This window comes from Streptomyces lothianensis (genome assembly GCF_047779955.1).
In the GTDB taxonomy this organism is placed as follows: domain Bacteria; phylum Actinomycetota; class Actinomycetes; order Streptomycetales; family Streptomycetaceae; genus Streptomyces.
Window position 1 is genome coordinate 54,219 of record NZ_JBLMKT010000055.1, and the last position, 24,751, is coordinate 78,969.

At 69.6% G+C, this 24,751-nt stretch carries 23 protein-coding genes; 6 read left to right on the forward strand and 17 right to left on the reverse strand.

All coding sequences use genetic code 11. From position 1 onward, the window contains the following. The first annotated feature begins 46 nt into the window (after positions 1-46). The gene (locus ACLF6P_RS19250) at positions 47-1,075 is read left to right on the forward strand and encodes an LLM class flavin-dependent oxidoreductase (protein WP_415951747.1); all 1,029 of its coding nucleotides are present in this window, start codon (positions 47-49) and stop codon (positions 1,073-1,075) included. A gap of 104 nt (positions 1,076-1,179) precedes the next feature. On the opposite strand, the gene ACLF6P_RS19255 is transcribed toward ACLF6P_RS19250, so the two are convergent. Beyond that, positions 1,180-1,572: an SCO5389 family protein gene (locus ACLF6P_RS19255; RefSeq protein WP_415951748.1), complete on the reverse strand. Its 393-nt coding sequence runs from the start codon at positions 1,570-1,572 to the stop codon at positions 1,180-1,182. Positions 1,573-1,870: 298 nt separating this feature from the next. Here ACLF6P_RS19255 and nucS point away from each other — a divergent pair, with 298 nt between their 5' ends. Then, positions 1,871-2,530, forward strand: a complete 660-nt coding sequence (gene nucS, locus ACLF6P_RS19260; protein ID WP_415951750.1) for an endonuclease NucS — start codon at positions 1,871-1,873, stop codon at positions 2,528-2,530. A gap of 247 nt (positions 2,531-2,777) precedes the next feature. Here nucS and ACLF6P_RS19265 read toward each other — a convergent pair whose 3' ends face one another. The 3 genes from ACLF6P_RS19265 to ACLF6P_RS19275 form a co-directional block, all read right to left on the reverse strand. Then, entirely contained in the window at positions 2,778-5,534 is a 2,757-nt protein-coding gene (locus tag ACLF6P_RS19265) for an ATP-binding protein (protein WP_415951751.1), read from the reverse strand. Positions 5,535-6,007: 473 nt separating this feature from the next. After that, the gene (locus ACLF6P_RS19270) at positions 6,008-6,322 is read right to left on the reverse strand and encodes an STAS domain-containing protein (RefSeq protein WP_415951752.1); all 315 of its coding nucleotides are present in this window, start codon (positions 6,320-6,322) and stop codon (positions 6,008-6,010) included. A 222-nt stretch (positions 6,323-6,544) separates the two neighbouring features. Further along, positions 6,545-7,393: a 3-hydroxyacyl-CoA dehydrogenase family protein gene (locus tag ACLF6P_RS19275; protein WP_415951753.1), complete on the reverse strand. Its 849-nt coding sequence runs from the start codon at positions 7,391-7,393 to the stop codon at positions 6,545-6,547. A gap of 341 nt (positions 7,394-7,734) precedes the next feature. On the opposite strand from ACLF6P_RS19275, the gene ACLF6P_RS19280 reads away from it, so the two are divergent. Further along, positions 7,735-8,310, forward strand: coding sequence for a cob(I)yrinic acid a,c-diamide adenosyltransferase (locus ACLF6P_RS19280; RefSeq protein ID WP_415951754.1), 576 nt, complete (start codon positions 7,735-7,737; stop codon positions 8,308-8,310). Between the two features lie 3 nt (positions 8,311-8,313). On the opposite strand, the gene ACLF6P_RS19285 is transcribed toward ACLF6P_RS19280, so the two are convergent. After that, positions 8,314-8,886: a hypothetical protein gene (locus ACLF6P_RS19285; protein ID WP_415951755.1), complete on the reverse strand. Its 573-nt coding sequence runs from the start codon at positions 8,884-8,886 to the stop codon at positions 8,314-8,316. Positions 8,887-9,051: 165 nt separating this feature from the next. Here ACLF6P_RS19285 and ACLF6P_RS19290 point away from each other — a divergent pair, with 165 nt between their 5' ends. The 3 genes from ACLF6P_RS19290 (at position 9,052) to ACLF6P_RS19300 (ending at position 12,944) form a co-directional block, all read left to right on the forward strand. Continuing rightward, positions 9,052-10,233: a sensor histidine kinase gene (locus tag ACLF6P_RS19290; protein ID WP_415951756.1), complete on the forward strand. Its 1,182-nt coding sequence runs from the start codon at positions 9,052-9,054 to the stop codon at positions 10,231-10,233. Continuing rightward, positions 10,230-10,907, forward strand: coding sequence for a response regulator (locus tag ACLF6P_RS19295; protein ID WP_415951757.1), 678 nt, complete (start codon positions 10,230-10,232; stop codon positions 10,905-10,907). Before ACLF6P_RS19290 ends, ACLF6P_RS19295 begins: the two co-directional genes overlap by 4 nt. Positions 10,908-11,105: 198 nt before the next feature. Beyond that, positions 11,106-12,944 carry a glycoside hydrolase family 18 chitinase gene (locus tag ACLF6P_RS19300; RefSeq protein ID WP_415951758.1) on the forward strand — a complete coding sequence of 613 codons (1,839 nt, stop codon included), beginning with the start codon at positions 11,106-11,108 and terminating at the stop codon, positions 12,942-12,944. 222 nt (positions 12,945-13,166) lie between these two features. Here ACLF6P_RS19300 and ACLF6P_RS19305 read toward each other — a convergent pair whose 3' ends face one another. The 12 genes from ACLF6P_RS19305 to ACLF6P_RS19360 form a co-directional block, all read right to left on the reverse strand. Further along, positions 13,167-13,613: a DUF2550 domain-containing protein gene (locus ACLF6P_RS19305; RefSeq protein WP_415951759.1), complete on the reverse strand. Its 447-nt coding sequence runs from the start codon at positions 13,611-13,613 to the stop codon at positions 13,167-13,169. Between the two features lie 153 nt (positions 13,614-13,766). Beyond that, positions 13,767-14,141: a F0F1 ATP synthase subunit epsilon gene (locus tag ACLF6P_RS19310; RefSeq protein WP_093608196.1), complete on the reverse strand. Its 375-nt coding sequence runs from the start codon at positions 14,139-14,141 to the stop codon at positions 13,767-13,769. A 132-nt stretch (positions 14,142-14,273) separates the two neighbouring features. Beyond that, the gene (atpD, locus tag ACLF6P_RS19315) at positions 14,274-15,710 is read right to left on the reverse strand and encodes a F0F1 ATP synthase subunit beta (RefSeq protein ID WP_415951760.1); all 1,437 of its coding nucleotides are present in this window, start codon (positions 15,708-15,710) and stop codon (positions 14,274-14,276) included. Beyond that, positions 15,710-16,627 (reverse strand): F0F1 ATP synthase subunit gamma, encoded by a 918-nt coding sequence (locus ACLF6P_RS19320; RefSeq protein ID WP_415951761.1) that lies wholly within the window; start codon positions 16,625-16,627, stop codon positions 15,710-15,712. Before ACLF6P_RS19320 ends, atpD begins: the two co-directional genes overlap by 1 nt. Before the next feature lie 20 nt (positions 16,628-16,647). Beyond that, positions 16,648-18,246 carry a F0F1 ATP synthase subunit alpha gene (gene atpA / locus ACLF6P_RS19325; protein WP_415951762.1) on the reverse strand — a complete coding sequence of 533 codons (1,599 nt, stop codon included), beginning with the start codon at positions 18,244-18,246 and terminating at the stop codon, positions 16,648-16,650. 130 nt (positions 18,247-18,376) lie between these two features. Then, positions 18,377-19,198 carry a F0F1 ATP synthase subunit delta gene (locus ACLF6P_RS19330; protein ID WP_415951763.1) on the reverse strand — a complete coding sequence of 274 codons (822 nt, stop codon included), beginning with the start codon at positions 19,196-19,198 and terminating at the stop codon, positions 18,377-18,379. Next, on the reverse strand, positions 19,195-19,755 hold the full coding sequence (locus ACLF6P_RS19335) for a F0F1 ATP synthase subunit B (RefSeq protein WP_415951764.1): 561 nt from the start codon (positions 19,753-19,755) through the stop codon (positions 19,195-19,197). Before ACLF6P_RS19335 ends, ACLF6P_RS19330 begins: the two co-directional genes overlap by 4 nt. Before the next feature lie 41 nt (positions 19,756-19,796). Then, on the reverse strand, positions 19,797-20,042 hold the full coding sequence (atpE, locus tag ACLF6P_RS19340) for an ATP synthase F0 subunit C (protein ID WP_363104613.1): 246 nt from the start codon (positions 20,040-20,042) through the stop codon (positions 19,797-19,799). 75 nt (positions 20,043-20,117) lie between these two features. Then, positions 20,118-20,888 (reverse strand): F0F1 ATP synthase subunit A, encoded by a 771-nt coding sequence (gene atpB, locus ACLF6P_RS19345; protein ID WP_415951819.1) that lies wholly within the window; start codon positions 20,886-20,888, stop codon positions 20,118-20,120. 273 nt (positions 20,889-21,161) lie between these two features. After that, the gene (locus ACLF6P_RS19350) at positions 21,162-21,608 is read right to left on the reverse strand and encodes a hypothetical protein (RefSeq protein ID WP_415951766.1); all 447 of its coding nucleotides are present in this window, start codon (positions 21,606-21,608) and stop codon (positions 21,162-21,164) included. Positions 21,609-21,855: 247 nt separating this feature from the next. Further along, on the reverse strand, positions 21,856-23,301 hold the full coding sequence (locus ACLF6P_RS19355) for an MraY family glycosyltransferase (RefSeq protein ID WP_415951767.1): 1,446 nt from the start codon (positions 23,299-23,301) through the stop codon (positions 21,856-21,858). Positions 23,302-23,473: 172 nt separating this feature from the next. Continuing rightward, a complete protein-coding gene (locus ACLF6P_RS19360) occupies positions 23,474-24,736 on the reverse strand; it encodes a serine hydroxymethyltransferase (protein ID WP_415951768.1) in 1,263 nt (420 codons plus the stop codon). Positions 24,737-24,751: the final 15 nt, after the last annotated feature.

Here is a 24,751-nt window from a genome sequence, read left to right on the forward strand (position 1 = left end):
GAGGAAACAGGGGGATACCGCGTCCGCGCCAAGGAGGCAGTCAGCGATGCGTGTGGGAAGTTTCGTCCTCGCGGCCCAGTTCCCGGGCCAGGGCCAGGGGGAGGCCCTGCACCGTGCGGTGCGCAGTGCCGAGGTGGCCGAGGAGGCCGGGCTCGACTCGGTCTGGCTGGCCGAGCACCACTTCGTGCCGTACGGAGTGTGCCCCTCGGCCACCACCCTGGCAGCCCTGCTGCTGGGCCGCACCCGGCGGATCCGGGTGGGCACCGCGGTCAGCGTGCTGCCCACCCAGCACCCGGTCGCCCTCGGCGAACAGGCCGCGCTGCTGCACCTCACCAGTGGCGGCCGCTTCAGTCTCGGGGTCGGCCGGGGCGGGCCCTGGGTGGATCTGGAGGTCTTCGGCGCCGGGATCGGCGCGTACGAGAAGGGGTTCGCGGAATCGCTCGACCTGCTGCACCGGTGGCTGACCCGGCCGAAGGTCTCCGCCGACTCAGAGCGCTACACCTTCCGCGAGGTCCCTGTCGTACCGCGCCCCGACGAGGCGCTGAGCGGGCCCGCCGGACCGGAACTGATCGTGGCCTGCACCTCACCGGCCAGCGTGCGCCTCGCCGCCGAACGCGGACTCGCGATGCTGCTCGGCATGCACATCGGGGACGAGCAGAAGGCCGAGATGATCGCGGCCTACCGCAAGGCGGCGCATGCGGCCGGGCGCAGCCCGCAGGAGGTGGCCGAGACACCGCATGTGGCGGCGGGCGTCGCCCAGGTCGCGGACCGCAGCGTCGAAGCGGCCGAGACGCTGCTCAAGGCGATGCCCGGCTGGCTCAAACAGGGCCTCGACGCGCATGTCACCGTCGACGGACGCGAGCGCGCGATGCGCGACCCCTTCGCGTATACCCGGCTGCTCTGCTCGATCCACCCGGTGGGCACGCCCAGGCTGTGCGCGGACCGGCTCGCGGCGACGGCGGAGCGTACGGGCATCACACGCTTCGCGCTGCTCACGGAGGGCTCGGGAGACCTTGCCTCGACCGAGGAGAACCTACGCCGGCTCGGCGCCGAAGTGCTGCCACAGCTGGCCTGAATTGGGGGGTGCCCGGCGGATCACGCCGCCGGACACCCCCTTATGCACAGCGAGGGGCTGCCGCCCCGGATACACCTCCCGCGTACGGAGCGGCAGCGACAGGCTCAGCAGTCCCGCAGCAAAGGTGACTGGTTCAGCAACTGGCCACGGATCGAAGTGAAGCGGGCCAGCCGCTCATCGGCCTCCGGGCCGTCGGGGAACACCGCGACACGGTGGCAGTTCTGGAAGGCCAGCCGTACTCCGAAGTGGCGCTGCAGAGCACCGCGTATCGCGTCACTTGCCAGGGCGCGCAGCAGCTGGCCGCGCTCCTGCTCACTGGCCGGCGGGGTCTGATTGTCGGCGAACTCTCCTCCGTCGACCTTCAGCTGAGCCACCAGTGAGCTGATCATCTCCCATGCGTACGGCAGGGATGTCCGGACGCAGTCGACGAATTCCGCTTCATCGACCTCGCCTCGCTCGGCCTGTGCCAACAAAGCCGGTGAGACGTCGAGCGACATGGGTACTCCTCTCGGACCCCCGGGGCGGGGGTTTACGGGCAGGGCCGGAAACCGCCTACGCAGCGTGCACGTTTCGCGACCTCCTGCTTACACGTTAGGGAAGTCATCGGTCACGCACCAGGAGAAGGCAGCCACAACCGGCCAATAATCAACCAAGGTTGAACGGGGGCAAGCCGGGAAATACCCCCGGACCCGGGTCCGCCTCGGGGACGACCAGGGGCCCGTCTCCGATTCGCCCCGGAGCCCGCCCCCGGGGCGAATCGCGCGAAGCGGGCCGCGTCGAGTAGCGTTGCCGACCATGCGTCTCGTCATCGCCCGCTGCTCCGTGGACTACGCGGGCCGGCTCACCGCCCACCTCCCGTCGGCCCCCCGCCTCATCCTCGTGAAGGCGGACGGCAGCGTCTCCATCCACGCGGACGACCGCGCCTACAAGCCGCTCAACTGGATGTCGCCGCCGTGCACCCTCAAGGAGGACGGCGACGTCTGGACGGTCGTCAACAAAGCAGGCGAGAAACTGATCATCACGATGGAGGAGATCCTGCACGACTCCTCCCACGAACTCGGGGTCGACCCGGGCCTGATCAAGGACGGCGTCGAGGCGCATCTGCAGGAACTGCTCGCCGACCGGATCGAGACGCTCGGCGAGGGCTACACCCTGATCCGGCGCGAGTACCCGACCGCGATCGGCCCCGTCGACATCCTCTGCCGGGACGCCGAGGGCCGGACGGTCGCCGTCGAGATCAAACGACGCGGGGAGATCGACGGCGTAGAACAGCTCACGCGCTACCTCGAACTCCTCAACCGCGACCCGCACCTTGCTCCGGTCCGCGGCATCTTCGCGGCCCAGGAGATCAAGCCGCAGGCTCGTGTCCTGGCCACGGACCGCAGCATCGGGTGCACCGTTCTCGATTACGACGCGTTGCGCGGCATCGAGGACGACAAGCTGCGCTTGTTCTGACGCCCCCGCAGGGGGCGACAGAACCGGGGGTGCGGCCCCCGGAGGCGGGCCCCTGTTGTGCGGTTGCGGTGCACCCACGGGGTGGGTGGGCCCAGTTGTGCGAAGCACCCACGGGGTGGGTGGGCCACCCGGGGCTTCGCCCCTGGCCCTCATTTCGCGCTGAACGCGCTCGTCCTCAAACGCCGGCCGGGCGGGTGGGCCCCCTTCGGCCTTAGGGTGTCCGGCGGATCAGAAGGTCGGACACCCTCTAGATCACGCCGAACGCGCTCTCCGACGCGCTCGTACTGTCGGCCGGTCCGCTCTCTGACGAACCCACCGGGCTGCCTACCGGCCTGCTCGCCGACTCGCTCTCGGTCTGACTGCCTGAGGCCGAAGCGCTGGCCGTCGTCGAGTTGTCGGGGGAAGCCGATGGTGACTCGGACACTGTCCCACCCGGATCCGGCGACTCGGACACTGTCCCACCCGGATCCGGCGACTCGGACGCCGTTCCACCCGGGTCCGGCGACTCGGACGTCGTCTCACCCGCGTCCGGCGACTCGGACGTCTGTGTGGGCTTGCCCGTCGTCGGGTCCTCCCCCGGCTCGTCCGAAGGCGACGCACTCGCCCCAGGCCGAGTCGGCTCGTCGGAAGCCCCCGCCGAGCCGTCCTCTCCCGGCTCCGACGGCCGCCGCGTCGACTCCGCCGATTCTTCCCCCGCGGTCGGCTCGTCGGCGTCCAGTCCGTCGCCGACGCTCTGCTCGCTCGTGGTCCGATCCGGCCGCACCCGGTTCGACGGATCCTCGTCCGACGTGGCCCCGAGCGTCACCACCGTCCCGAGCACCGCCGCGAGCAACGCCCCGGCCCCGGCCGCGACAAGGTTCCGCCGCGTACCGCTGAGCACGGCGCGCCCGGCACTGCCGCCCTTCAGCCATGCTCCACCGGGGCCGCGCCCCTCACCACCGCCGTCACCGGTCCCGCCGCTGCCTCCACCCGGGCCGCCGAGACGACCGCCGGAAGCGCCCCCCGACGCCCCCGGCCGGGATATCAGCGTCGGCGGCTCCTCATCACGGGCCGGCAGGGCGAGCGCCGCCGGTATGCCGCCGGGCGGCGAGGCCGGTTCCTCGTAGCGTGCGTCCGGGGCCTCTTCGCCGGCCGGCGTACGGGCACCGGGGAGTACTTCCCCGGACCGGTCCGCCACCAGCGCGAGCGCCCGGCGCCCGGCCACCGTGCCCCGCTTGTCGGCCAGCGCACCCCGCAGCCCGATCGAGGCCTCGAGTTCCGCACGGGCCCGGTCCAGGTGGCCGCCGAGCAGCGCCAGGATCCCCAACTCGTGGTGGAAGTAGGCCTCCTCGGCCACCTCACCCGCCACCCGCGCCGCTTCCTGCCCGGCCCTCAGCGTCCGCTCCCAGACGCTCCAGTCGAGCCCTGCGGCATAGGCGGGGGCTGCGGTGCGGGCGAGCAGGACGGCGGAGCTGGTGTGTCCGGATTCGGGGGCGGCGAGCAGCACCGTGAGTGCCGCGAGCGCGGCCTCCGCCTCGCCGGCGGCCCGCTCGGGCGTGACGGAGGGGTGCCCGGCCCACCAGGCGTAGTGCTGTGCGGCCGTGTGCGCGAGCTCCGCCCGCTCCTCGGCGCTCGCGGCGTATCCGGCGGCGGCAAGCTGCGTGTGGACGCCCGCGGCGAGCCGCCAGCGCGCTCCGACGGGGGTGACGAGGGCGACGGCGGCCAGTTCGCCGAGCGCGGCGTCCGCGTGGGTGTCGCCGACGAGTGCGGGCAGATGGGCCTGGTGGGGCACCTCGCCGCCGAGGGCGACGGCGAACCTCAGGGTCGTACGGGCCGATTCGCTCAGCCGTGAGGCGAGCATCTCGGCAGGTGCGGCGCCTTCGGCGAGGCTCGGCAGCGGTATGTGGCCGTCCTCGGCCTCGGCGGGCGCGTCCTCGGAGTCCCCGGCGTCCTCGGTTCCGTCGACAGGGGCGTCGGAGGGCATGTCGAGGGGAGCATGGACGGGTGCGGCGCCGGGTCCTTCGTAGTGGCCGGACTCGTCGAAGGCGGCGGGGTCAGCGCGCAGCAGATCGCGCTGGCGCAGGAGCGCACCGGCCTGGATGAAGCGCAGCGGCAGACCTTCGGATTCGAACCAGAGGTCACCGGCCCAGGCGGTCTCGTCCTCGGTGAGGGGCCGGCCGACGGCCCGCTCCAGGAGGTCGAGTCCCGCGCTGCGGGCGAGTCCGCCGAGGGAGACCTCCTCGATGTGTGCCTCGGGGCCGGGCTCCGGTATGTCGGGGGTGGCGGCCAGCAGGTAGGCGCATTCCGGGGTGGCATCGAGGAGTTCGTCGAGCGCGCTGCCGCCGAACTCCAGATCATCCACGACGACCACGGCGCCGATGTCGTGGACAAGGCCGAGTATCTCGGCGCGGTCGGGCCGGTGCAGCGGTGACTTGTACACGGAGGCGTACAGGTCGTGGAGCAGTTCGCCGACGCCGCGCTTGTGGCCGTTGAGCCGGATCACGCCGTCGGGCGCGAGGTCGAGGCAGTCCTCGGCGACGGTGGCGAGCAGTGCGGTGCGGCCGGATCCGCGCGCGCCGGTGAGCCGCACGGAGCGGCCGCGGGCGAGCAGCCGGACGAGGTCCTCGCGCTCGTCCTGGCGTTCGAGCAGGACGCTGCGCGGCTGTTCGGGCCCGGGCGGTACCGGGGGCACGGCGGCGCGGGCGAGTTCGGTGCGCTCGGCGGGCGTCAGTTTCCGCGGGCACGGCGGCAGTTCCCCGGGCGGGCAGGCCTCGATCTCGCTGCCGTCGACGGGGTTCACGGTGAGCAGGAGGTCGCCGGAGACCAGCTGTACCGTGCGCGCGGGCACGGGGCTGCCGAAGTCGGGCGTGATGGCGTCGCGGGGCGGCCGCTGCGGTGTGTCCGCCTGCCGCGCGCTCCCGGCGTGTTCCTTGTGCTCCGCGTCGAACGCGCCGTCCGCGCCGTCCGCGCCGGTCCGGCCCTCGTCGTGACCGAAGTCCTGCGGTCCCCGGTTCATCGGGTCCATGGTCAAAGCCCCCCAAAAGCGGATGCGACTCGGCTTCCCCGGCCTTCGCACATCACACTGTCGCTTCTGGTCCGGTCCTGCGTTCTGTTGAGCTCTGCCGTAGCTCTGCCGTAGCTCTGCCGTAGCTCCGTTGTAGCTCTGTCGTATGAGCGGTTGAGTGACCGAACCCTAGACGTTCGGCCAGTATCTGCGAACAGTCGGGGTGCCGCACCGTCCGGGACATCACGGTCTCGTGAGGATTGTGCGGGTGCGGAGCCTTGTCCCGACCGGGGGTCTTCCGGCCCCGCCGGACACCCCTAGGGCGTGTTTCGAAAGTCGCTTCGTCCGCCCGGAGGGCGGGCCCTGCGGCGTCCGGTGCGTGCTCTCGGCGTGCGGGCCGGAAGTCCTCGTACTGGACGTACTCGGGCTTTCGGCCCGTGCGGCGAGAGTGCGTGCCGGGCGTCGCGGGGCAGAAGCGACTTTCGAAACACGCCCTAGAGGGGATGCGCCCCGATGCCGCCTTCGATCGCGAGGATCCGGTGCAGCCGGGTGGCCACGAGGAGGCGCTGCATCTGCGCCGGCACATTGCGCAGCACGAGCCGGCGGCCGCAGCGGCCTGCCTGGCGGTGTGCGCCCATGATCACGCCGAGCCCGGTGGCGTCGAGCGCGTCGAGGCACGCGAGGTCGAGGACCAGATCGCCCGCCCCTTCATCAAGAGCGGAGTGCAGGACGGTCCGGGCGTCCGCCGCGCTGCGGACGTCGAGGCTGCCCCCGACGGCCAGCTCGGCGTGGTCGCCCCTGATGTACATATGCGCTCCCCACAGTGGTCGTCATGGCGTGCGCAGCGACCCCCTGCGTACGCGCGGCCTGCCTGAGTCTTCAACCCAACTGACTGGCTTACGGTCACGGGAGTTGCCGTCCGTAAGCGAACCGATACCCAATTCACTCGTGCGAGCGATGCGGGTGCCGCTGCCGCCGTCGAGCGCCCGAAGGCGCCCCCACGGCGGAAGCGGCCCCGTGCCGGTGCGGGTTCAGTGCTTGTAGAAGCCCTGGCCGCTCTTGCGTCCGATGTCCCCGGCGTCGACCATCCGGCGCATGAGCTCCGGCGGCGCGAACTTCTCGTCCTGGGACTCGGTGTAGATGTTGCTGGTGGCGTGCAGCAGGATGTCGACGCCGGTGAGGTCCGCGGTGGCCAGCGGGCCCATGGCGTGCCCGAAGCCGAGCTTGCAGGCGATGTCGATGTCCTCGGCGGTGGCGACGCCCGATTCGTACAGCTTGGCGGCCTCGACGACGAGCGCCGAGATCAGCCGGGTGGTGACGAAGCCGGCGACGTCACGGTTGACGACGATGCAGGTCTTGCCGACGGACTCGGCGAACTCCCGCGTCCGCGCCAGGGTTTCGTCGCTGGTCTTGTAGCCGCGCACCAGCTCGCACAGCTGCATCATCGGCACGGGCGAGAAGAAGTGCGCGCCCACGACGCGCTCGGGGCGCTCGGTGGCCGCGGCGATCTTCGTGATCGGGATCGCGGAGGTGTTGGAGGCGAGCACAGCGTCCTCGCGCGCGATCTTGTCGAGCGTGCGGAAGATCTCGTGCTTGACCTCGAGCTTCTCGAAGACGGCCTCGACGACGATGTCGGCCTCGCCGGCCGCGTCCAGATCGGTGCTCGTGGTGATCCTGGCGAGCGCGGCCTCGGCGTCCTCGGCGGAGAGCTTGCCCTTGGCGACGAACTTCTCGTACGAGGCCTTGATGCCGTCGGTGCCGCGGGTCAGGGCTTCGTCGGTGATGTCACGCAGGACCACGTCCCAGCCCGCCTGGGCGGAGACCTGAGCGATACCGGAACCCATGAGTCCGGCCCCGATGACGGCAAGCTTCCTGGCCACTGTGGTCTTCTCCTGTCCCGCCGCGCGCACCACCCTGTGCGCACAACGCTGTACTGGCGAACTTACGAGCTGTTTACGGTCCTACCCGGCGGACCCTAGCGGCCGTGAGCCCGGGATGGGGTGCTACGAGATGCGCGTCACGCCCGATACGACGCACATCACACCGGACCGGCTCACCGGGCGGTCCGCACCGCGTAGTTGAGGACCATTTCGCCCAGGATCTTCTCGAGTGCGTCGAACGGGCCGAGCGCGTCCTTCGCCCTGTCCGCTCTGTCCGTGAGACTCGGCACAAGGCTGTTCACTAAGGCGGGAGCCCGATCCGCGGGGCGTAGTCTCGGTGCATGGTCAATCTGACGCGCATCTACACCCGCACCGGCGACCAGGGCAGCACCGCCCTCGGTGACATGAGCCGGACGCAGAAGACCGATCTGCGGATCTCGGCCTATGCCGATGCCAACGAGGCCAATGCCGTGCTCGGCACCGCTCTCGCCCTCGGCGCTCTCGACGACGAGGTCAAGCAGGTTCTCGTACGGGTGCAGAACGATCTGTTCGACGTGGGCGCCGACCTGTCGACCCCGGTCGTCGAGGAGCCCGAGTATCCGCCGCTGCGGGTCGAGCAGTTCTACATCGACCGGCTGGAAGCGGACTGCGACACGTTCAACGAGCGGCTCGAGAAGCTGCGTTCGTTCATCCTCCCCGGCGGCACACCCGGCGCGGCGCTGCTGCACCAGGCGTGCACGGTGGTGCGGCGGGCCGAGCGCTCCACGTGGGCGGCGATGGAGGTGCACGGCGAAACGATGAACCCGCTCACCGCCACCTATCTGAACCGCCTCTCCGACCTCCTGTTCATCCTGGCGCGCATCGCCAACAAGGAGGTCGGGGATGTGCTGTGGGTGCCCGGCGGCGAACGCGACTGAGCCTCAGAGCTTCGTCAGGTCGCGTGCCCGGCCCTTCCTCTCCCCCGCAGGCTCCTTCCGCGGCCAGATCGCATAGCTCAGCGCGATCACCCCGTGAATACCCGTGATCTCCCAGGCCGTGACCTGCCAGCTCTCCAGCGTGTCCGTGCGCGAGGCGTCCCCCACGTACAGCATCGCGAGCATCAGGAGCCCGGAGGCGACCGCGGCCGCGAGCACCGTGCCCAGCCATACCTTGCCCTCGTGGTGGGCGCGCGCCATCCCGTAGCGCGGCGGCCGCCTCAGCGGGGCGCCGTCGAAGCGGTGTGCGGCATGCCCGTCCAGCCACTTCACGGTGCGGTGGCCGTGCCCGACGGTGTACCCGATGTACAGCGCGGCTATCCCGTGCTTGGCGCTGGGCTCCGCGCCGTTCTTCAGGTCGATCGCGGTGACGGCGAGCAGCAGGACTTCGAGCAGCGGCTCGCACAGCAGCAGCGCGAGTCCCACGCGCGGCATCCGCAGCACATAGCGGAAGGCGAGCCCTGCCACCAGGAGCACCCAGAAGGCGATTTCGCAGACGATGATGAGGGTGACGATCACCGGTACTCCTCGGCTCGGCCCGTTCGTTCGGTCCTTTCCAGGTTCCCGCGCGCGAGGGCCGCGTTCATCGCCGGCGATGATGAACCGCGACTGCATCCTTCGATGTACCCGTGGTTCGGCCGCGATGCGGAGGGCCGGAAGGCGTATGCACGGTTGGATGGAGGCATGAACCGAGCGCACCCCCGCCACCCGCACGATGTCCTCATCGCCGCGGGCAGCCTGGCCTTCGGCCTGCTGTTCTGGGGGCTCGGCCTCGACATGAACCAGGACGGACGGCTGCTGCCGGGCGCCTGGGTCCTTGTGCCGCTGTGCGCGATGGCCGTCCTCGTACTGGGCCGGCGCACCCACCCCCGTGCGGCGCTGCTGCTGGGCACCGCCTTGCTGGTCGCCGACCAGTTCACCGACGGCAATCTCGCCACCCCGGTGATGTACGCCGATCTCGTCTACGCGGCCGTCCTGTACGGAACGGACTCCGCGGCCCGCCGTATCCCGGTCGTCACCGGTGCCGTCACGCTCCTGACGACGATCGCACTGCTCGTCTGGTCCCGGCAGGCGGAGGCGCTGTTCGTCGGTGCCGTGATCGCGCTCATCACCGTGACGCCCGCCCTCACGGGCTCCGCCGTGCGCTACCACCGCGAGGCCGCACGCGCCGCAGAGCTGCGGGCCGAACAGACCGCGCTGCTCGCCGAGATGGACCGCACGCAGGCGGTGACCGCCGAACGCGCCCGGATGGCCCGTGAACTGCACGACGTGGTGGCCAACCACCTCTCCGCGATCGCCATCCACTCCACGGCCGCGCTCTCCCTCGACGACCGGTCCACCACCCGCGAGGCGCTCTCCGTCATCCGGGTGAACAGTGTGGAGGGCCTGGCGGAGATGCGCCGCCTGATCGGGATCCTGCGCGATGACAGCGGCGATCTGGAACCGGCCGCCGCCCCCACCCTCGACGGCGTCTGCGCCCTCGTCGAGCAGGCCCGCACCAATGGTCTGGACGTCAGCTTCGAGGACGCCCGCCCGCCGGGCGCCGCCCTGCCCGCTCCGGTCGAGCTGGCCGCGTACCGCATCGTGCAGGAATCCCTGACCAATGCGCTCAAGCACGCCGCGCCCGGCGGCGTGCGCCTGCGCCTCGACCGGTCCGACGGGCTGCTGACCATCGAGGTCACCAGCCCCGTCCACCGCTCCGGGAGCGGCCCGCGCGCGCCCGGTTCGGGTGCCGGTCTCGTGGGGATGCGAGAGCGGGCGGCGCTGCTCGAGGGAGCGTTCAGGGCCGGGCCGGAGGATGGCGCGTGCGGCAGGATCTGGCGGGTACGGGCCGAACTCCCCGTGGCAGAAGGAGACTCCGCATGACCGAGCAGACCCGGGACGCGGCCGCACCGATCCGTGTCCTCGTCGCCGAGGACCAGTCCGCCGTACGCGCAGGCCTCGTCCTGATCCTGCGCAGCGCCCCCGACATCGAGGTCGCGGGCGAGGCGGCCGACGGGGAGCAGGCCGTGGCGCTGGCCCGTGAACTGCGGCCGGACCTGGTCCTGATGGACATCCAGATGCCGCGTCTGGACGGCGTCTCGGCCACCCGTCAGGTGGTCGCCGAGCGGCTCGCGGACGTCCTGGTGCTCACCACCTTCGACCTGGACGCGTACGTCTTCGGCGCCCTGCGCGCGGGCGCTGCGGGCTTCCTGTTGAAGAACACCGAGGCCAAGGACCTGCTGACGGCCGTACGCACGGTGGCGCGCGGCGAGGGTCTGATCGCGCCCGCCGTGACGCGGCGGCTGATCGCGGAGTTCGCCGGACGGCCGGTACGGGGCGGGGGCAGCGAACGGGATCCGGCGATCCTCGACGCGCTCACCCGGCGCGAGCGCGAGGTGCTGTCCTGCCTGGGCCAGGGGTTGGCGAATGCCGAGATCGCGGTGCGTCTGGAGATGGCCGAGGCCACGGTGAAGACGCATGTCAGCCGCCTCCTGGGCAAGCTGGAGCTGCGCAGCCGGGTGCAGGCGGCGGTCCTCGCACAGGAGTTGGGCATCTGAGCCGGGCTCACCTGGCCGCCCGGTAGATCTTCCGTCCCGAAAAAGGCCGGTTCTCAACTACCCAGTGGTCCAGACCTATTGACGTAAGGTCCAGACCTTTCTACGCTCACCACACTTCGCGTGAGCACCGACCCACCGTGCTCAGGGCAGCGCAGGTCCCACCCCCCAATATCCGGACCTCATGGCAGGAGCCGCTCGATGCGCTTCAGACCGACCGCTCGTGTACGCCACAGAATGATCGCGGGACTGACCACCCTGATCCTCCCCCTCGCCGCACTCGTCGGCCTCTCCACGCCCGCGGCGGCGGCCGAGGCCACCGCCACCTACGCCAAGACCCAGGACTGGGGCACCGGCTTCGAGGGCAAGTGGACCGTCAAGAACACCGGCACCACCACCCTGTCCTCGTGGACCGTCGAATGGGACTTCCCGTCCGGCACCCAGGTCACCTCCGCCTGGGACGCCGACGTCACCAGCTCCGGCAACCACTGGACCGCCAGGAACAAGTCGTGGAACGGCACCCTGGCCCCCGGCGCCTCGGTCTCCTTCGGCTTCAACGGCACCGGCTCCGGCTCCCCCGCCAACTGCAAGCTGAACGGAGCCAGCTGCGACGGCGGCTCGGTCCCCGGTGACGAAGCCCCCGGCGCGCCCGGCACCCCCACGGCCTCCGGCATCACCGACACCTCGGTGACGCTCAGCTGGAGCGCCGCCAGTGACGACAACGGCATCAAGAACTACGACGTGCTGCGCGACGGCTCCGTCGTCGCCACCGTCACCGGCACCTCGTACGAGGACACCGGCCTCAGCGCCGGCACCGACTACTCGTACACCGTCCAGGCCCGCGACACCGCGGGCCAGACCGGGCCGGTCAGCGGCGCGGTCTCGGTGACCACGACCGGCGGCACGGACCCCGGCCCGGGCCCCGGCGAGAAGATCCGGATGGGGTACTTCACCAACTGGGGCGTCTACGGGCGCAACTACCACGTGAAGAACATCGTGACCTCCGGCTCCGCCGAGAAGATCACCCACATCAACTACGCCTTCGGCAACGTCCAGGGCGGCAAGTGCACCATCGGTGACGCCTATGCCGACTACGACAAGGCGTACACCGCGGCACAGTCCGTCGACGGCGTCGCCGACACCTGGGACCAGCCGCTGCGCGGCAACTTCAACCAGCTGCGCAAGCTGAAGGAGATGCACCCGCACATCAAGGTGCTCTGGTCCTTCGGCGGCTGGACCTGGTCCGGCGGCTTCCCCGACGCGGTGAAGAACCCGGCCGCCTTCGCCAAGTCCTGCCACGACCTGGTCGAGGACCCGCGCTGGGCCGATGTCTTCGACGGCATCGACCTGGACTGGGAGTACCCCAACGCCTGCGGTCTCAGCTGTGACGAGACGAGTGCCCCGAACGCCTTCAGCACGATGATGAAGGCCATGCGGGCCGAGTTCGGGAACGACCTGGTCACCGCGGCCGTCACCGCCGACGCCTCGGAGGGCGGCAAGATATCGGCGGCCGACTACGGGGAGGCCGCGCAGTACATCGACTGGTACAACGTGATGACGTACGACTTCTTCGGCGCCTGGGCCAAGAACGGGCCGACGGCCCCGCACTCGCCGCTCACCTCCTACCCCGGCATCCCGCAGCAGGGCTTCAACTCCGCCGAGGCGATCGCCGCGTACAAGGCGGAGGGCATCCCCTCGGACAAGCTGCTCCTTGGGATCGGGTTCTACGGGCGCGGCTGGACCGGTGTCACCCAGTCGGAGCCCGGTGGCTCGGCGACCGGGCCCGCCTCCGGGACGTACGAGTCCGGGATCGAGGACTACAAGGTCCTCAAGGCGAAGTGCCCGTCCAACGGCACGGTCGCGGGTACGGCGTACGCCCACTGCGGCAGTGACTGGTGGTCGTACGACACTCCGGCGACGGTGGGCTCGAAGATGAGCTGGGCCGAGAACCAGGGGCTCGGCGGGGCGTTCTTCTGGGAGTTCAGCGGTGACACGGCGAACGGTGAGCTTGTCTCGGCGATCGATGGTGGGCTGAGCTAGCCGCCCCCTATGCGGAAGCCGGAGCCGGCGGGTCTGCCCCCTGCCGCTCCGGCTTCTTTGTTTCCCCCACCCCGCCCCTTCCCGAAACCGGGGCTCCGCCCCCCGGACCCCCGTATCGCACTGAACGCGCTCGTCCTCAAACGCCGGACGGGCTGGAGGCTACCCCGGTCGGCAACTTTCGCCCCGCCGGCGTTTGAGGCGATCCGGACGAAGTCCGGATGCCTACGCCACGTTGACGCGCTGCCCCGGCGGCGCCGCCTCCAGCCAGGCGAGGAAGCCGGTCAGGGCGTCCTCGGACATGGCGAGTTCCAGGCGGGTGCCCGAGTGGGTGCAGGTCAGGATGATCGCGTCGGAGAGGAGGGCGACCTCCTCGTCGCCGTCGGGGGTGCGGCGGTCCACCACCTCGATCGCGCCGCGTTCCAGGACGCGGCGGGGCCGGGGCGCGTAGGAGAAGACGCGGAACCATTCGACGCGGTCCCCGTTGTAGCGGGCCACCCCGTATCCCCAGCCCTTGCCGGAGGGCGACTGCTCGGCGGGCGCGTTCCAGCGCAGCGAGCAGTCGAAGGTGCCGCCCGACCGCTGGATCAGCCGCCTGCGCAGCCCGAATACGAAGAGCCCCACAAGCACCAGGGCGACGACCAGTCCGCAGACAAGCAGAGCGAGGACCATCAGCACCGACCTCCTCGACTCGTCACGTAACGCAACCGACCTTGTCCAGCAATCGTCCCGCATTCACCTCAGCCGCGGCTGGTACCGGCGCAAACCAGTACCAGCCGCGGCTGAGTCACACATTCAAACAAATACGGCTCTCCGGCGATGCCGTCAGCGCGTGGCGACGGCCCGCAGACGTACGTCGGCGCGACGCTCCGCGCCGGCGTCCGCCTCGGCCTTCGCCCGCTCCAGGGCACGCTCGGCTCGCTGGACATCGATCTCGTCCGCGAGCTCGACGATCTCGGCCAGCAGGGAGAGCTTGTTGTCCGCGAACGAGATGAACCCGCCGTGCACGGCGGCCACCACGGTTTCACCCGCGCTCGTACGAATGGTCACCGGGCCCGATTCCAGCACACCGAGCAGCGGCTGGTGACCGGGCATGACGCCGATGTCGCCGGACGTGGTGCGCGCCACGACCAGGGTGGCCTCGCCGGACCAGACCTGGCGGTCGGCGGCGACCAGCTCGACGTGCAGCTCAGCAGCCAAGGTTGGCTCCTCGGATCACCACCCGGCGGTGATGCCGGGTGTCGGTTCGAATTCTAGTGGGCGTTTCGCAGGGGGCGGGTCAGGCCCGCCCCCTGCGGAAGTCACTGCAGCTCACGGCGTGAGCCGCGTGATTCAGGAGACGCCCAGCTCCTTGGCGGCCTTCTTCAGGTCGTCGATGCCACCGCACATGAAGAACGCCTGCTCCGGGAAGTGGTCGTACTCGCCGTCGCAGATCGCGTTGAAGGCCGCGATCGACTCGTCGAGGGACACGTCCGAACCGTCGACGCCGGTGAACTGCTTGGCGACGTGGGTGTTCTGGGACAGGAAGCGCTCCACGCGACGGGCACGGTGGACGACGAGCTTGTCCTCCTCGCCGAGCTCGTCGATACCGAGGATCGCGATGATGTCCTGCAGGTCCTTGTACTTCTGCAGGATCGTCTTCACGCGCATCGCGGCCTGGTAGTGGTCCTGCGCGATGTACCGCGGGTCGAGGATGCGGGACGTCGAGTCCAGCGGGTCCACGGCCGGGTAGATGCCCTTCTCGGAGATCGGACGGGAGAGCACCGTCGTCGCGTCGAGGTGGGCGAAGGTGGTGGCCGGCGCCGGGTCGGTCAGGTCGTCCGCGGGGACGTAGATCGCCTGCATCGAGGTGATCGAGTGACCACGGGTCGAGGTGATGCGCTCCTGGAGGAGACCCATCTCGTCGGCCAGGTTCGGCTGGTAGCCCACCGCGGAGGGCATCCGGCCGAGCAGGGTCGAGACCTCGGAGCCGGCCTGGGTGAAGCGGAAGATGTTGTCGATGAAGAACAGCACGTCCTGCTTCTGGACGTCACGGAAGTACTCGGCCATGGTCAGGCCGGCCAGCGCGACGCGCAGACGGGTGCCCGGCGGCTCGTCCATCTGACCGAAGACCAGCGCGGTCTTGTCGATGACGCCCGACTCGGACATCTCGTCGATCAGGTCGTTGCCCTCACGGGTGCGCTCGCCGACACCGGCGAACACGGAGACACCGTCGTGGTTGTTGGCGACACGGTAGATCATCTCCTGGATGAGCACCGTCTTGCCGACGCCGGCGCCGCCGAACAGGCCGATCTTTCCACCCTTTACGTACGGGGTGAGAAGGTCGATGACCTTGACGCCGGTCTCGAACATCTCGGTCTTCGACTCGAGCTCGTCGAAGTTCGGGGCCTTGCGGTGGATGGACCAGCGCTCGCCCTCGTACTGCTCGTCGACGTTCAGGACCTCACCGAGGGTGTTGAACACCTTGCCCTTGGTGAAGTCGCCGACCGGGACGGTGATGCCGTCGCCGGTGTCGACGACCGGGGCCTGGCGGACCAGGCCGTCGGTCGGCTGCATCGAGATCGCGCGGACCAGGCCGTCGCCCAGGTGCTGGGCGACCTCGAGGGTCAGCGTCTTCTTCTCGCCCGCGTTGGCCGGGTCGGCGACCTCGACGTGCAGGGCGTTGTAGATGTCGGGCATCGCGTCGACGGGGAACTCCACGTCGACGACCGGGCCGATGACACGGGCGACACGGCCCGTAGCCGTCGCCGTCTCAACAGTGGTGGTCATTACTTGTCACTCCCCGCGTTCGCGTCGGCCAGAGCGGCAGAGCCACCGACGATCTCGCTGATTTCCTGGGTGATTTCGGCCTGGCGGGCCGCGTTGGCAAGCCGGGAAAGGTTGTTGATCAGATCCCCGGCGTTGTCGGTCGCCGACTTCATCGCGCGGCGCGTGGCGGCGTGCTTGGAGGCAGCCGACTGCAGCAGCGCGTTGTAGATGCGGCTCTCGACGTAGCGCGGCAGCAGGGCGTCGAGGACGTCCTCCGCCGACGGCTCGAAGTCGTACAGCGGGCGGACCTCGTCCTTCGTGCCCGCCTCGGCGGCAACCTCGTCGAGGCTGAGCGGCAGCAGCCGTGCCTCCACCGCGTTCTGCGTCATCATCGAGACGAACTCGGTGTAGACGATGTGGAGCTCGTCCACGCCGCCCTCGGCCGTTTCCTTCTCGATCGCCTGGATCAGCGGCGCCGCGATCTCCTTGGCGTCGCCGTAGGAGGGCTCGTCCGTGAAGCCCGTCCATTCGCCGGCGATCTTGCGCTCACGGAAGTTGTAGTGCGCGATGCCACGGCGGCCGACGATGTACGTGTCGACCTCCTTGCCCTCGCCCACCAGCTTCGCCGTGAGCTGCTCCGCGGCCTTGATGGCGTTGGAGTTGAAGGCGCCGGCGAGTCCGCGGTCGCTGGAAAGAAGCAGCACCGCGGCCCGGGTCGGCGACTCGGCCTCGGTGGTCAGCGGGTGCTTGTCGTTGGCACCCGTGGCCACCGCGGTGACCGCGCGGGTCAGCTCGGTCGCGTACGGCGTGGAGGCCGCCACCTTGCGCTGCGCCTTGACGACACGCGAGGCGGCGATCATCTCCATCGCCTTGGTGATCTTCTTCGTCGCGGTGACGGACCGGATGCGACGCTTGTAGACCCGGAGCTGGGCTCCCATGAGTCAGGTCCCTTCCGTCGTCACTTGGAGACGTTGACGGCAGCCGGAGCGTCCTCGCCGAGCAGCTTGCCGTCCGAGGTCTCGAACTGCTTCTTGAACTCGGCAATGGCGTCCGCGATGGCGGTGAGCGTGTCGTCGGACATCTTGCCGCCCTCCTTGATGGAGGTCATGAGGCCCTGCTCCTGGCGGTGCAGGAACTCCAGGAGCTCCTTCTCGAAGCGGCGGATGTCCTCGACGGGCACGTCGTCCATCTTGCCGGTGGTGCCGGCCCAGACGGAGACGACCTGGTCCTCGGTGGCCATCGGCTGGTACTGGTCCTGCTTGAGCAGCTCGACCATGCGCTGGCCACGCTCCAGCTGGGACTTCGAGGCGGCGTCCAGATCGGAACCGAAGGCGGCGAAGGCCTCCAGCTCACGGAACTGGGCGAGGTCCACACGGAGGCGGCCGGAGACCTGCTTCATCGCCTTGTGCTGGGCGCTGCCACCGACTCGGGAGACGGAGATACCGACGTTCAGCGCGGGGCGCTGACCGGCGTTGAACAGGTCCGACTCCAGGAAGCACTGGCCGTCGGTGATGGAGATGACGTTGGTCGGGATGAACGCCGAGACGTCGTTGGCCTTCGTCTCGACGATCGGCAGACCGGTCATCGAGCCCTTGCCCATCTCGTCCGAGAGCTTCGCGCAGCGCTCGAGCAGACGGGAGTGCAGGTAGAAGACGTCACCCGGGTAGGCCTCGCGCCCCGGCGGGCGACGAAGCAGCAGGGACACGGCGCGGTAGGCGTCGGCCTGCTTCGAGAGGTCGTCGAAGATGATGAGGACGTGCTTGCCCTCGTACATCCAGTGCTGGCCGATGGCCGAGCCGGTGTAGGGCGCCAGGTACTTGAAGCCCGCCGGGTCGGACGCCGGGGCGGCGACGATGGTGGTGTACTCGAGCGCGCCGGCCTCTTCGAGGGCACCACGCACGGAGGCGATGGTCGAGCCCTTCTGACCGATGGCGACGTAGATGCAGCGCACCTGCTTGTTCACGTCGCCCGAGCGCCAGTTGTCGCGCTGGTTGATGATCGTGTCGACGGCCAGGGCGGTCTTGCCGGTCTGGCGGTCACCGATGACCAGCTGACGCTGGCCACGGCCGATCGGGGTCATCGCGTCGACGGCCTTGTAGCCGGTCTCCATCGGCTCGTGCACCGACTTGCGCTGCATGACCGTGGGGGCCTGCAGCTCGAGGGCGCGGCGGCCGGTGGACTCGATCTCGCCGAGGCCGTCGATCGGGTTGCCGAGCGGGTCGACGACGCGACCCAGGTAACCGTCACCGACTGCGACGGAGAGCACCTCACCGGTGCGCTGCACCGGCTGGCCCTCCTCGATGCCGCTGAACTCGCCGAGGACGATGGCACCGATCTCGCGCTCTTCGAGGTTGAGCGCGAGGCCGAGGGTGCCGTCCTCGAACTTCAGCAGTTCGTTGGCCATGGCCGAGGGAAGACCCTCGACCTTCGCGATGCCGTCGCCGGCAAGGGTGACCGTACCGACCTCCTCGCGCGAGGCCGCGTCCGGCTCGTACGCCTGGACAAAGTTCTCCAGCGCGTCCCGGATCTCCTCCGGCCGGATCGTGAGCTCCGCCATCTGGGTTCCCTGCTCTCCTTGTTGGGCCCGAAGTTTCACTTGGGGGGTGTTCCTGATCGGACTCCCCCCGCAAAGAGGTGAATCCTCTGCACGGCCCAACCGGGCCGTCGGTCTTACGTGTTGAGTTGCGTCAGCCGGTCACGCGGCGTGCGGCGTCGTCGATACGGTCCTGGATCGAACCGTTGATCAGCTCGTCGCCGACCTGCACCCGGATCCCGCCGAGGACCGTGGGGTCCACGTCGAGGTTCAGGTGCATCTCCCGGCCGTACAGCTTCGCCAGTGCTCCGCCCAGACGCTGCTTCTGCGCGTCGGACAGCGGCACCGCCGAGGTGACGACCGCGACCATGCGGTTACGGCGCTCCGCGGCGAGCTTGGAGAGGGACTCGAGTCCCGCTTCCAGGCTACGTCCACGCGGCGCGGTGACCAGTCGCGTGACGAGACGCTCCGTGGTGGCCTCCGCGCGGCCGCCGAGCAGGCTGCGAAGGAGCTCGCTCTTGGCCGACTTCGGCGCGGTGCGGTCGGTGAGGGCCGCACGCAGTCCGGTGTCCGAGGCGACGATCCGGCCGAACCGGAACAGCTCGTCCTCGACGCCGTCGAGCTTGCCCGCCTGCTGCGCGGCGGTCAGGTCCGCGGTGTCCGCGAGCTCTTCGAGCGCGTCGACCAGGTCGCGGGAGGACGACCAGCGCGAGCGCACGAGGCCCGCCACCAGGTCCGCGGTCTCGCCGCCGACCTGGCTGCCGAGCAGCCGCCCGACGAGCTGGGCCTTGGCCTCACCGGCCTGCGCCGGGTCGGTCAGGACCCGTCGCAGCGAGACCTCGCGGTCGAGCAGCGCGGTGACCGAGGCCAGCTCGTCCGCGAGCTGCGCCGCGTCCACCGACGTGTTGTCGGTCAGCGCGTCGAGACGCTCGCGTCCGGCGACCAGTGCCTCGCGGCTGGCTCCGTGCGCAGTCATCGAGTCGCCTCTGCCTTCTCCTCGAGCTCGTCGAGGAAGCGGTCGATCACGCGGCTCTGACGCGCGTGGTCGTCGAGGGACTCGCCGACCAGCTTGCCGGCCAGGGTGGTGGCAAGCGTGCCGACGTCCTGACGCAGTGCGGAGGACGCGGCCTTGCGGTCCGCCTCGATCTGGGCGTGACCCGCGGCGACGATCTCCTCGCGCTGCCGCTGGCCTTCCGCCCGCATCTCGGCGATGAGCTGGGCACCCTGCTCCTGCGCCTCCTGGCGCAGACGCGCGGCCTCGTGGCGGGCCTCGGCGAGCTGGGCCTTGTACTGCTCGAGAACGGACTGGGCCTCGGCCTGCATGGCCTCGGCGTTCTCGATGCCGCCTTCGATCTTCTCGTGGCGCTCTTCCAGGACCTTGTTGATGGCCGGAAGGAGCTTCTTCCAGAAGAAGAAGAACACGATGGCGAAGGCGAGTGTGCCGACCAGCAGCTCGGGGCCGGGCGGGAGGAGCGGGTTCTGCTCCTCCGCGTGCCCGCCCTCCTGAGCCAGCTGCACAAGGGTGGCGATCACTTCAGTGCCTTTCGTCGGATGGGGCTGTTCGTCTCAGGCGATCAGGAGCCGTAGACGAACGGCATGACGATGCCGATGAGGGCGAGCGCCTCACAGAAGGCGAAACCGAGGATCTGGTTGGCACGGATCAGGCCGGCAGCTTCGGGCTGACGGGCCAGGGCCTCGGTGCCCTTACCGAACACGATGCCGACGCCGATGCCGGGGCCGATGGCCGCGAGGCCGTAGCCGATGGAGCCGAGGGCCTTGATGTCACCGGTGAGGGCGGCGAGCTCGAGAGTCGCGGACATGCCGTTACTTCCTTCTCTTTCATGGACCGGTGGGGGTTGGCCACCGGGCGCTCAGGGGGTTGGTACGGGGCTGGCTCAGTGGTGTTCGCTGACAGCGCCCTGGATGTAGGTGCAGGCGAGGAGCACGAAGACGTACGCCTGGACGGCCTGCACGAAGAGCTCGAAGACGATCATCCCCATCGTCATGATGAAGGAGACGCCGGCGGCGGGGATCAGCCAGCTGTTCAGCAGGTACCAGGAGGCGACGGTGAACATCACCAGCATCAGGTGACCGGCGAACATGTTGGCGAAGAGTCGGACCGCGTGCGTGAACGGGCGCACGAGCAGGTTCGAGAAGAACTCGATGAACGACACGAGCCACTTGATCGGGCCGAGCGAGTTGTCGTAGCCCGTGATGTTCTTCCAGCCGCCCACGAAACCGTGGCGCTTGAAGGTCAGCGGGACCCAGACCAGGTAGACGATGGCGGCGAGCACGGCCGGGAAGGCGATGGACGCGGCGACCGGGAACTGGGCCAGCGGGATCACGGACCAGATGTTCATGATCCAGATGAAGAAGAACAGCGAGACCATCAGGGGGACGAACTTCTCGCCCTCCTTCTTTCCGAGGGTCTCGTAGACGATGCCGCGGCGTACGAAGTCGTAGGCAAGCTCACCGAGCAGCTGGATCTTGCCGGGCACGACCTTCGCCTTGCCGAAGGCAAGGGTGAAGAAGGTGACGACCACCAGCGTGCTGAGCAGGGCCAGCAGCATGATCTTGTTGAACTCGAACCCGCCGACGGTGAAGATCGGCTTGAACAGGAACGAGTGAAGGCCCGGCGCCGGGAAGCCGCACCCGTTGTCGGACAGGATCCGACAGCTCCAGTCGAAGGCGAGCTGGGTCTGTTCAGCACTCACCGCGGGCTCCTTCGGCGTGACGCATAGGTACGGCAACCTCGTTGTGTCGGCGCGGCGCGCAGCCGCGAGTCGGCACCGGACTGGTGTTTCGGATGTGGGGGCGGCGGACTGGCTCAGAGCCTCGCGATGGAACAGGCGTCAGCTCGAGTGCCCGCGCCCGCAGTGCCGCAGTTGGCACCGGACGATAGCAGGGTCTGCGTGTGGTCCTTATCCCGGCCCTACCTCTCATGAGGAAGAGCCCGACTTCTCGTCCTTCTGACCCGTCGAGCCGTCGGACTGGCCGGGCTCGACGTAGAAGATCTTGGCCTTCTTGTGCGCGAAGGCCATCGCCACGACCCAGGTCAGGGTGCAGGCGACGATCGCAGCCGCGAAGACCTTGGGATTGAACGCCGTGGTGTCCTTGAAGACCGCCACGAAGACGAACAGCACGAGCAGCAGGAACGTGTAGAGCGCGAGCCCCATGGCCTGGAACAGACTCGGCCAGTGTTTGGCCGTGTACTGCAGACCGAGGATCCCGGCGCCCATGAACACGATCACCACGAGCGCGCCGATGATCCCGCCGAGCGCTCCGGTGCCGCCATCGACGATCGCGCCGACGGCCGCGGTGACTGCACCGGCGGCGGCGGTCGGAAGGGCAATGGGCAGCAGGATCCGTGCGTCGAGAGACGGCATGGCGGCAACTCCGCTTACTTGCTGGGGACGAGTGTCGTCATGGTCGAGCGTAGCCCCGGGCGAAGATCGAACTTTTCGCCAACCGACCGTCGCACTACGGTCCTTCGGCTCTGTCCCGGGAACTCGTGAACCGTATCACAAACTATTTGATGAGGTCTTTACCTGGCGGGTGTGCTGGCTGTCACACATGAGAGTTAATGCGCGCGTCTGGGCGGGGATTCGAGATCAATGTGTGCTAATGCCCGAATTACTGAGACCGTTTTGAGGTGACTTCCGGAGCGCGAGTGTGGGATTCCCTACGCAGCCGGTCCCCGAACCGGTCCGTGAGGCGCGACCGGCCCCCGACCGCGGTCGCCCCGTTGACCCGGCTGACCCGGCTGACCCGGCTCACGTCGGCGCCCACCGGCGTACGCGGCTCCTCGGCGGCATCCGGCTGCACGGCCGCCGTCGGCTGCTCCGGGGCGGCCGGAGCGTCCGCACCGGCCGCAGCGGGTGCCCCGCCCTCGTGACCCGCCTCCGTGGCCCCGCGACGGCGGTAGCGCGGCGGTACGAGCGCCTCGGCCCAGCCGGGGGCACGCGGCGTGAACCGGGGCAGCAGGAGCAGCGCCAGGCCGACCGCGCTCAGCACCACGATCACCAGGACGATCCACATGGACGCCGAGTGGACGGAGTAGGCGACGGTGCCGAAAGCGATCAGGGCCGACCAGAAGTACATGATCAGGACCGCGCGGCTGTGCGAGTGGCCGATCTCCAGGAGCCGGTGGTGCAGATGCCCGCGGTCGGCGGCGAAGGGCGACTTGCCGTTCCAGGTGCGGCGGACGATCGCCAGGACGAGGTCCGCCACCGGGACCGCGATGATCGTGAGCGGCAGGAGCAGCGGGATGTAGACGGGCACCGTGGCGTGCACCGCGGCGCGCTCGGAGCCGATGAACAGCTTGAGGAAGTCGGGGTCGAGCTGACCGGTGATGGAGATCGCGCCGGCCGCGAGGACGAGCCCGATGAGCATCGACCCCGAGTCGCCCATGAAGATCCGGGCTGGATGCATGTTGTGCGGCAGGAAGCCCACGCACATGCCGATCAGGATGGCCGCGAAGAGCGTGGCCGGTGCGGCCGCCTCGGCGCCGTAGCCGTACCACATGCGGTACGCGTACATGAAGAACGCGGTGGCCGCGATGCAGACCATGCCGGCGGCGAGGCCGTCGAGGCCGTCGACGAAGTTCACGGCGTTGATGGTGATGACGACCAGGGCGACGGTGAGCAGCGTGCCCTGCCACGGGGTCAGCGAGACGGATCCCACACCTGGGATCGGCAGCCACAGGATGGTGAGGCCCTGCGCGACCATCACACCGGCCGCGATCATCTGCGCGCCCAGCTTGATCAGGGCGTCGATCTCGAACTTGTCGTCGAGGACACCGATCAGCCAGATCAGGGCCGCGCCGGAGAGCAGCGCCCTCGGTTCGTTGGAGGTCTCGAAGACCTCGGCGAGCCCGGCCAGGTGGTTGGCGACGAGCAGGCCCGCGCACAGGCCGAAGAACATGGCGATACCGCCGAGCCGCGGAGTCGGTTCGCGATGCACATCCCGCGCTCGGACCGCGGGCATCGCCCCGGCCACGATCGCGAACTTCCGCACCGGTCCGGTCAGCAGGTAGGTCACCGCCGCCGTGACGCAGAGCGTCAGCAAGTATTCACGCACGGGCTTCCCCACTGGTATCGCCGGACCATCTCAGCCCCACACCCTAGCTCCGCGGGGTTGTCTGGTTGGACTTTCGGGTAGCGAGGATGGTTGCACGGTCGGCTGTGCGCGAGTGGTGGATGCTCCGTGTCCGGCCCGTGACGGTGGCCCGTTCAGCCCGTGCAGTGCCGCGTCAGGGGGTGTCGGGATACGGCGGAAACCTCCGTACGAGGTCCTGTACTTCCTCCCGTACGGAATGACCGGCCGGTCCCGGGGCCTGGCGCAGGGCCGCGCCGAAGAAGCCGGCGATCCGGGCCATCTCCACCTCGCCCATGCCCTGCGTGGTGACCGCGGCCGTGCCCAGGCGCAGGCCGCGGGCCTCGCCGTACGGCAGCGCGCAGGTGTCGAGGACCATGCCCGCGCCGGCGAGCAGCCCGCGGGCCGTCCGCGCGTCAAGGCCCAACGGTGCCGGGTCGGCGACCACCAGATGGGTGTCGGTGCCGCCGGTGGTGACGTCGAGTCCCTCGGCGGCCAGGCAGTCGGCGAGCACCCGCGCGTTGGCGACGACCTGATGGGCGTAGGTGGTGAAGGCCGGGCTCGCCGCCTCGCCGAAGGCGACGGCCTTCGCGGCGATGGTGTGCATCTGTGCGCCGCCCTGCGTGAACGGGAACACGGCCCGGTCGACCCGCTCGGCCAGCTCCGCGCCGCACAGCAGCATGCCGCCGCGCGGGCCGCGCAGCACCTTGTGCGTGGTGGCGCAGACGATGTCGGCATACGGCACGGGGCTGGGCGCCGCTCCCCCGGCGACCAGGCCCATGGGGTGCGCGGCATCGGCGATCAGGTAGGCGCCCGCCTCGTCGGCGATCTCACGGAAGGCCGCGTAGTCGATGTGGCGCGGGTAGGAGATGGATCCGCAGACGATCGCCTTGGGGCGGTGGGTGACGGCGAGGTCGTGGATCCGGCGGTGATCGAGGAGACCGGTCTCCTCGTCGACGCCGTAGCCGATGAAGTCGAACCAGCGGCCGGAGAAGTTGGCGGGCGAGCCGTGGGTGAGGTGGCCGCCGTGGGTGAGGCCCATCGCGAGGACCTTGTCGCCGGGGCGCAGGAGGGCGGCGTAGGCGGCGAGGACGGCGGAGGAGCCGGAGTGGGGCTGCACGTTGGCGTGCTCGGCGCCGAAGAGCGCCTTGGCACGGTCGACGGCGGTCCGCTCGGCGAGGTCCACGAGCTCGCAGCCGCCGTGGTGGCGGGCGCCGGGGTAGCCCTCGGCGTACTTGTTGGCGAGGGGGGAGCCGAGGGCGCTGAGGACGGCCGGGGAGGTGAAGTTCTCGGCGGCGATCAGCTGGAGCGTGCTGCTCTGTCTTTCGAGCTCGCCGAGGATGATCTCGGCGAGCTCGGGGTCCTGCTGGCGCAGGGCGTCCATCCCTGTGCTCACGGCTGCTGCTGCGCTGACCGTCATGTACCCAATGTAGAG

Bases quoted from the DNA above. Each gene is read 5' to 3' on its own strand.
- ACLF6P_RS19250 (WP_415951747.1), top strand. From the start codon at position 47: ATGCGTGTGGGAAGTTTCGTCCTCGCGGCCCAGTTCCCGGGCCAGGGC.
- ACLF6P_RS19255 (WP_415951748.1), bottom strand. From the start codon at position 1,572: ATGTCGCTCGACGTCTCACCGGCTTTGTTGGCACAGGCCGAGCGAGGC.
- nucS (WP_415951750.1), top strand. From the start codon at position 1,871: ATGCGTCTCGTCATCGCCCGCTGCTCCGTGGACTACGCGGGCCGGCTC.
- ACLF6P_RS19265 (WP_415951751.1), bottom strand. From the start codon at position 5,534: ATGGACCCGATGAACCGGGGACCGCAGGACTTCGGTCACGACGAGGGC.
- ACLF6P_RS19270 (WP_415951752.1), bottom strand. From the start codon at position 6,322: ATGTACATCAGGGGCGACCACGCCGAGCTGGCCGTCGGGGGCAGCCTC.
- ACLF6P_RS19280 (WP_415951754.1), top strand. From the start codon at position 7,735: ATGGTCAATCTGACGCGCATCTACACCCGCACCGGCGACCAGGGCAGC.
- ACLF6P_RS19290 (WP_415951756.1), top strand. From the start codon at position 9,052: ATGAACCGAGCGCACCCCCGCCACCCGCACGATGTCCTCATCGCCGCG.
- ACLF6P_RS19295 (WP_415951757.1), top strand. From the start codon at position 10,230: ATGACCGAGCAGACCCGGGACGCGGCCGCACCGATCCGTGTCCTCGTC.
- ACLF6P_RS19300 (WP_415951758.1), top strand. From the start codon at position 11,106: ATGCGCTTCAGACCGACCGCTCGTGTACGCCACAGAATGATCGCGGGA.
- ACLF6P_RS19305 (WP_415951759.1), bottom strand. From the start codon at position 13,613: ATGGTCCTCGCTCTGCTTGTCTGCGGACTGGTCGTCGCCCTGGTGCTT.
- atpD (WP_415951760.1), bottom strand. From the start codon at position 15,710: ATGACCACCACTGTTGAGACGGCGACGGCTACGGGCCGTGTCGCCCGT.
- ACLF6P_RS19320 (WP_415951761.1), bottom strand. From the start codon at position 16,627: ATGGGAGCCCAGCTCCGGGTCTACAAGCGTCGCATCCGGTCCGTCACC.
- atpA (WP_415951762.1), bottom strand. From the start codon at position 18,246: ATGGCGGAGCTCACGATCCGGCCGGAGGAGATCCGGGACGCGCTGGAG.
- ACLF6P_RS19330 (WP_415951763.1), bottom strand. From the start codon at position 19,198: ATGACTGCGCACGGAGCCAGCCGCGAGGCACTGGTCGCCGGACGCGAG.
- atpE (WP_363104613.1), bottom strand. From the start codon at position 20,042: ATGTCCGCGACTCTCGAGCTCGCCGCCCTCACCGGTGACATCAAGGCC.
- ACLF6P_RS19350 (WP_415951766.1), bottom strand. From the start codon at position 21,608: ATGCCGTCTCTCGACGCACGGATCCTGCTGCCCATTGCCCTTCCGACC.
- ACLF6P_RS19360 (WP_415951768.1), bottom strand. From the start codon at position 24,736: ATGACGGTCAGCGCAGCAGCAGCCGTGAGCACAGGGATGGACGCCCTG.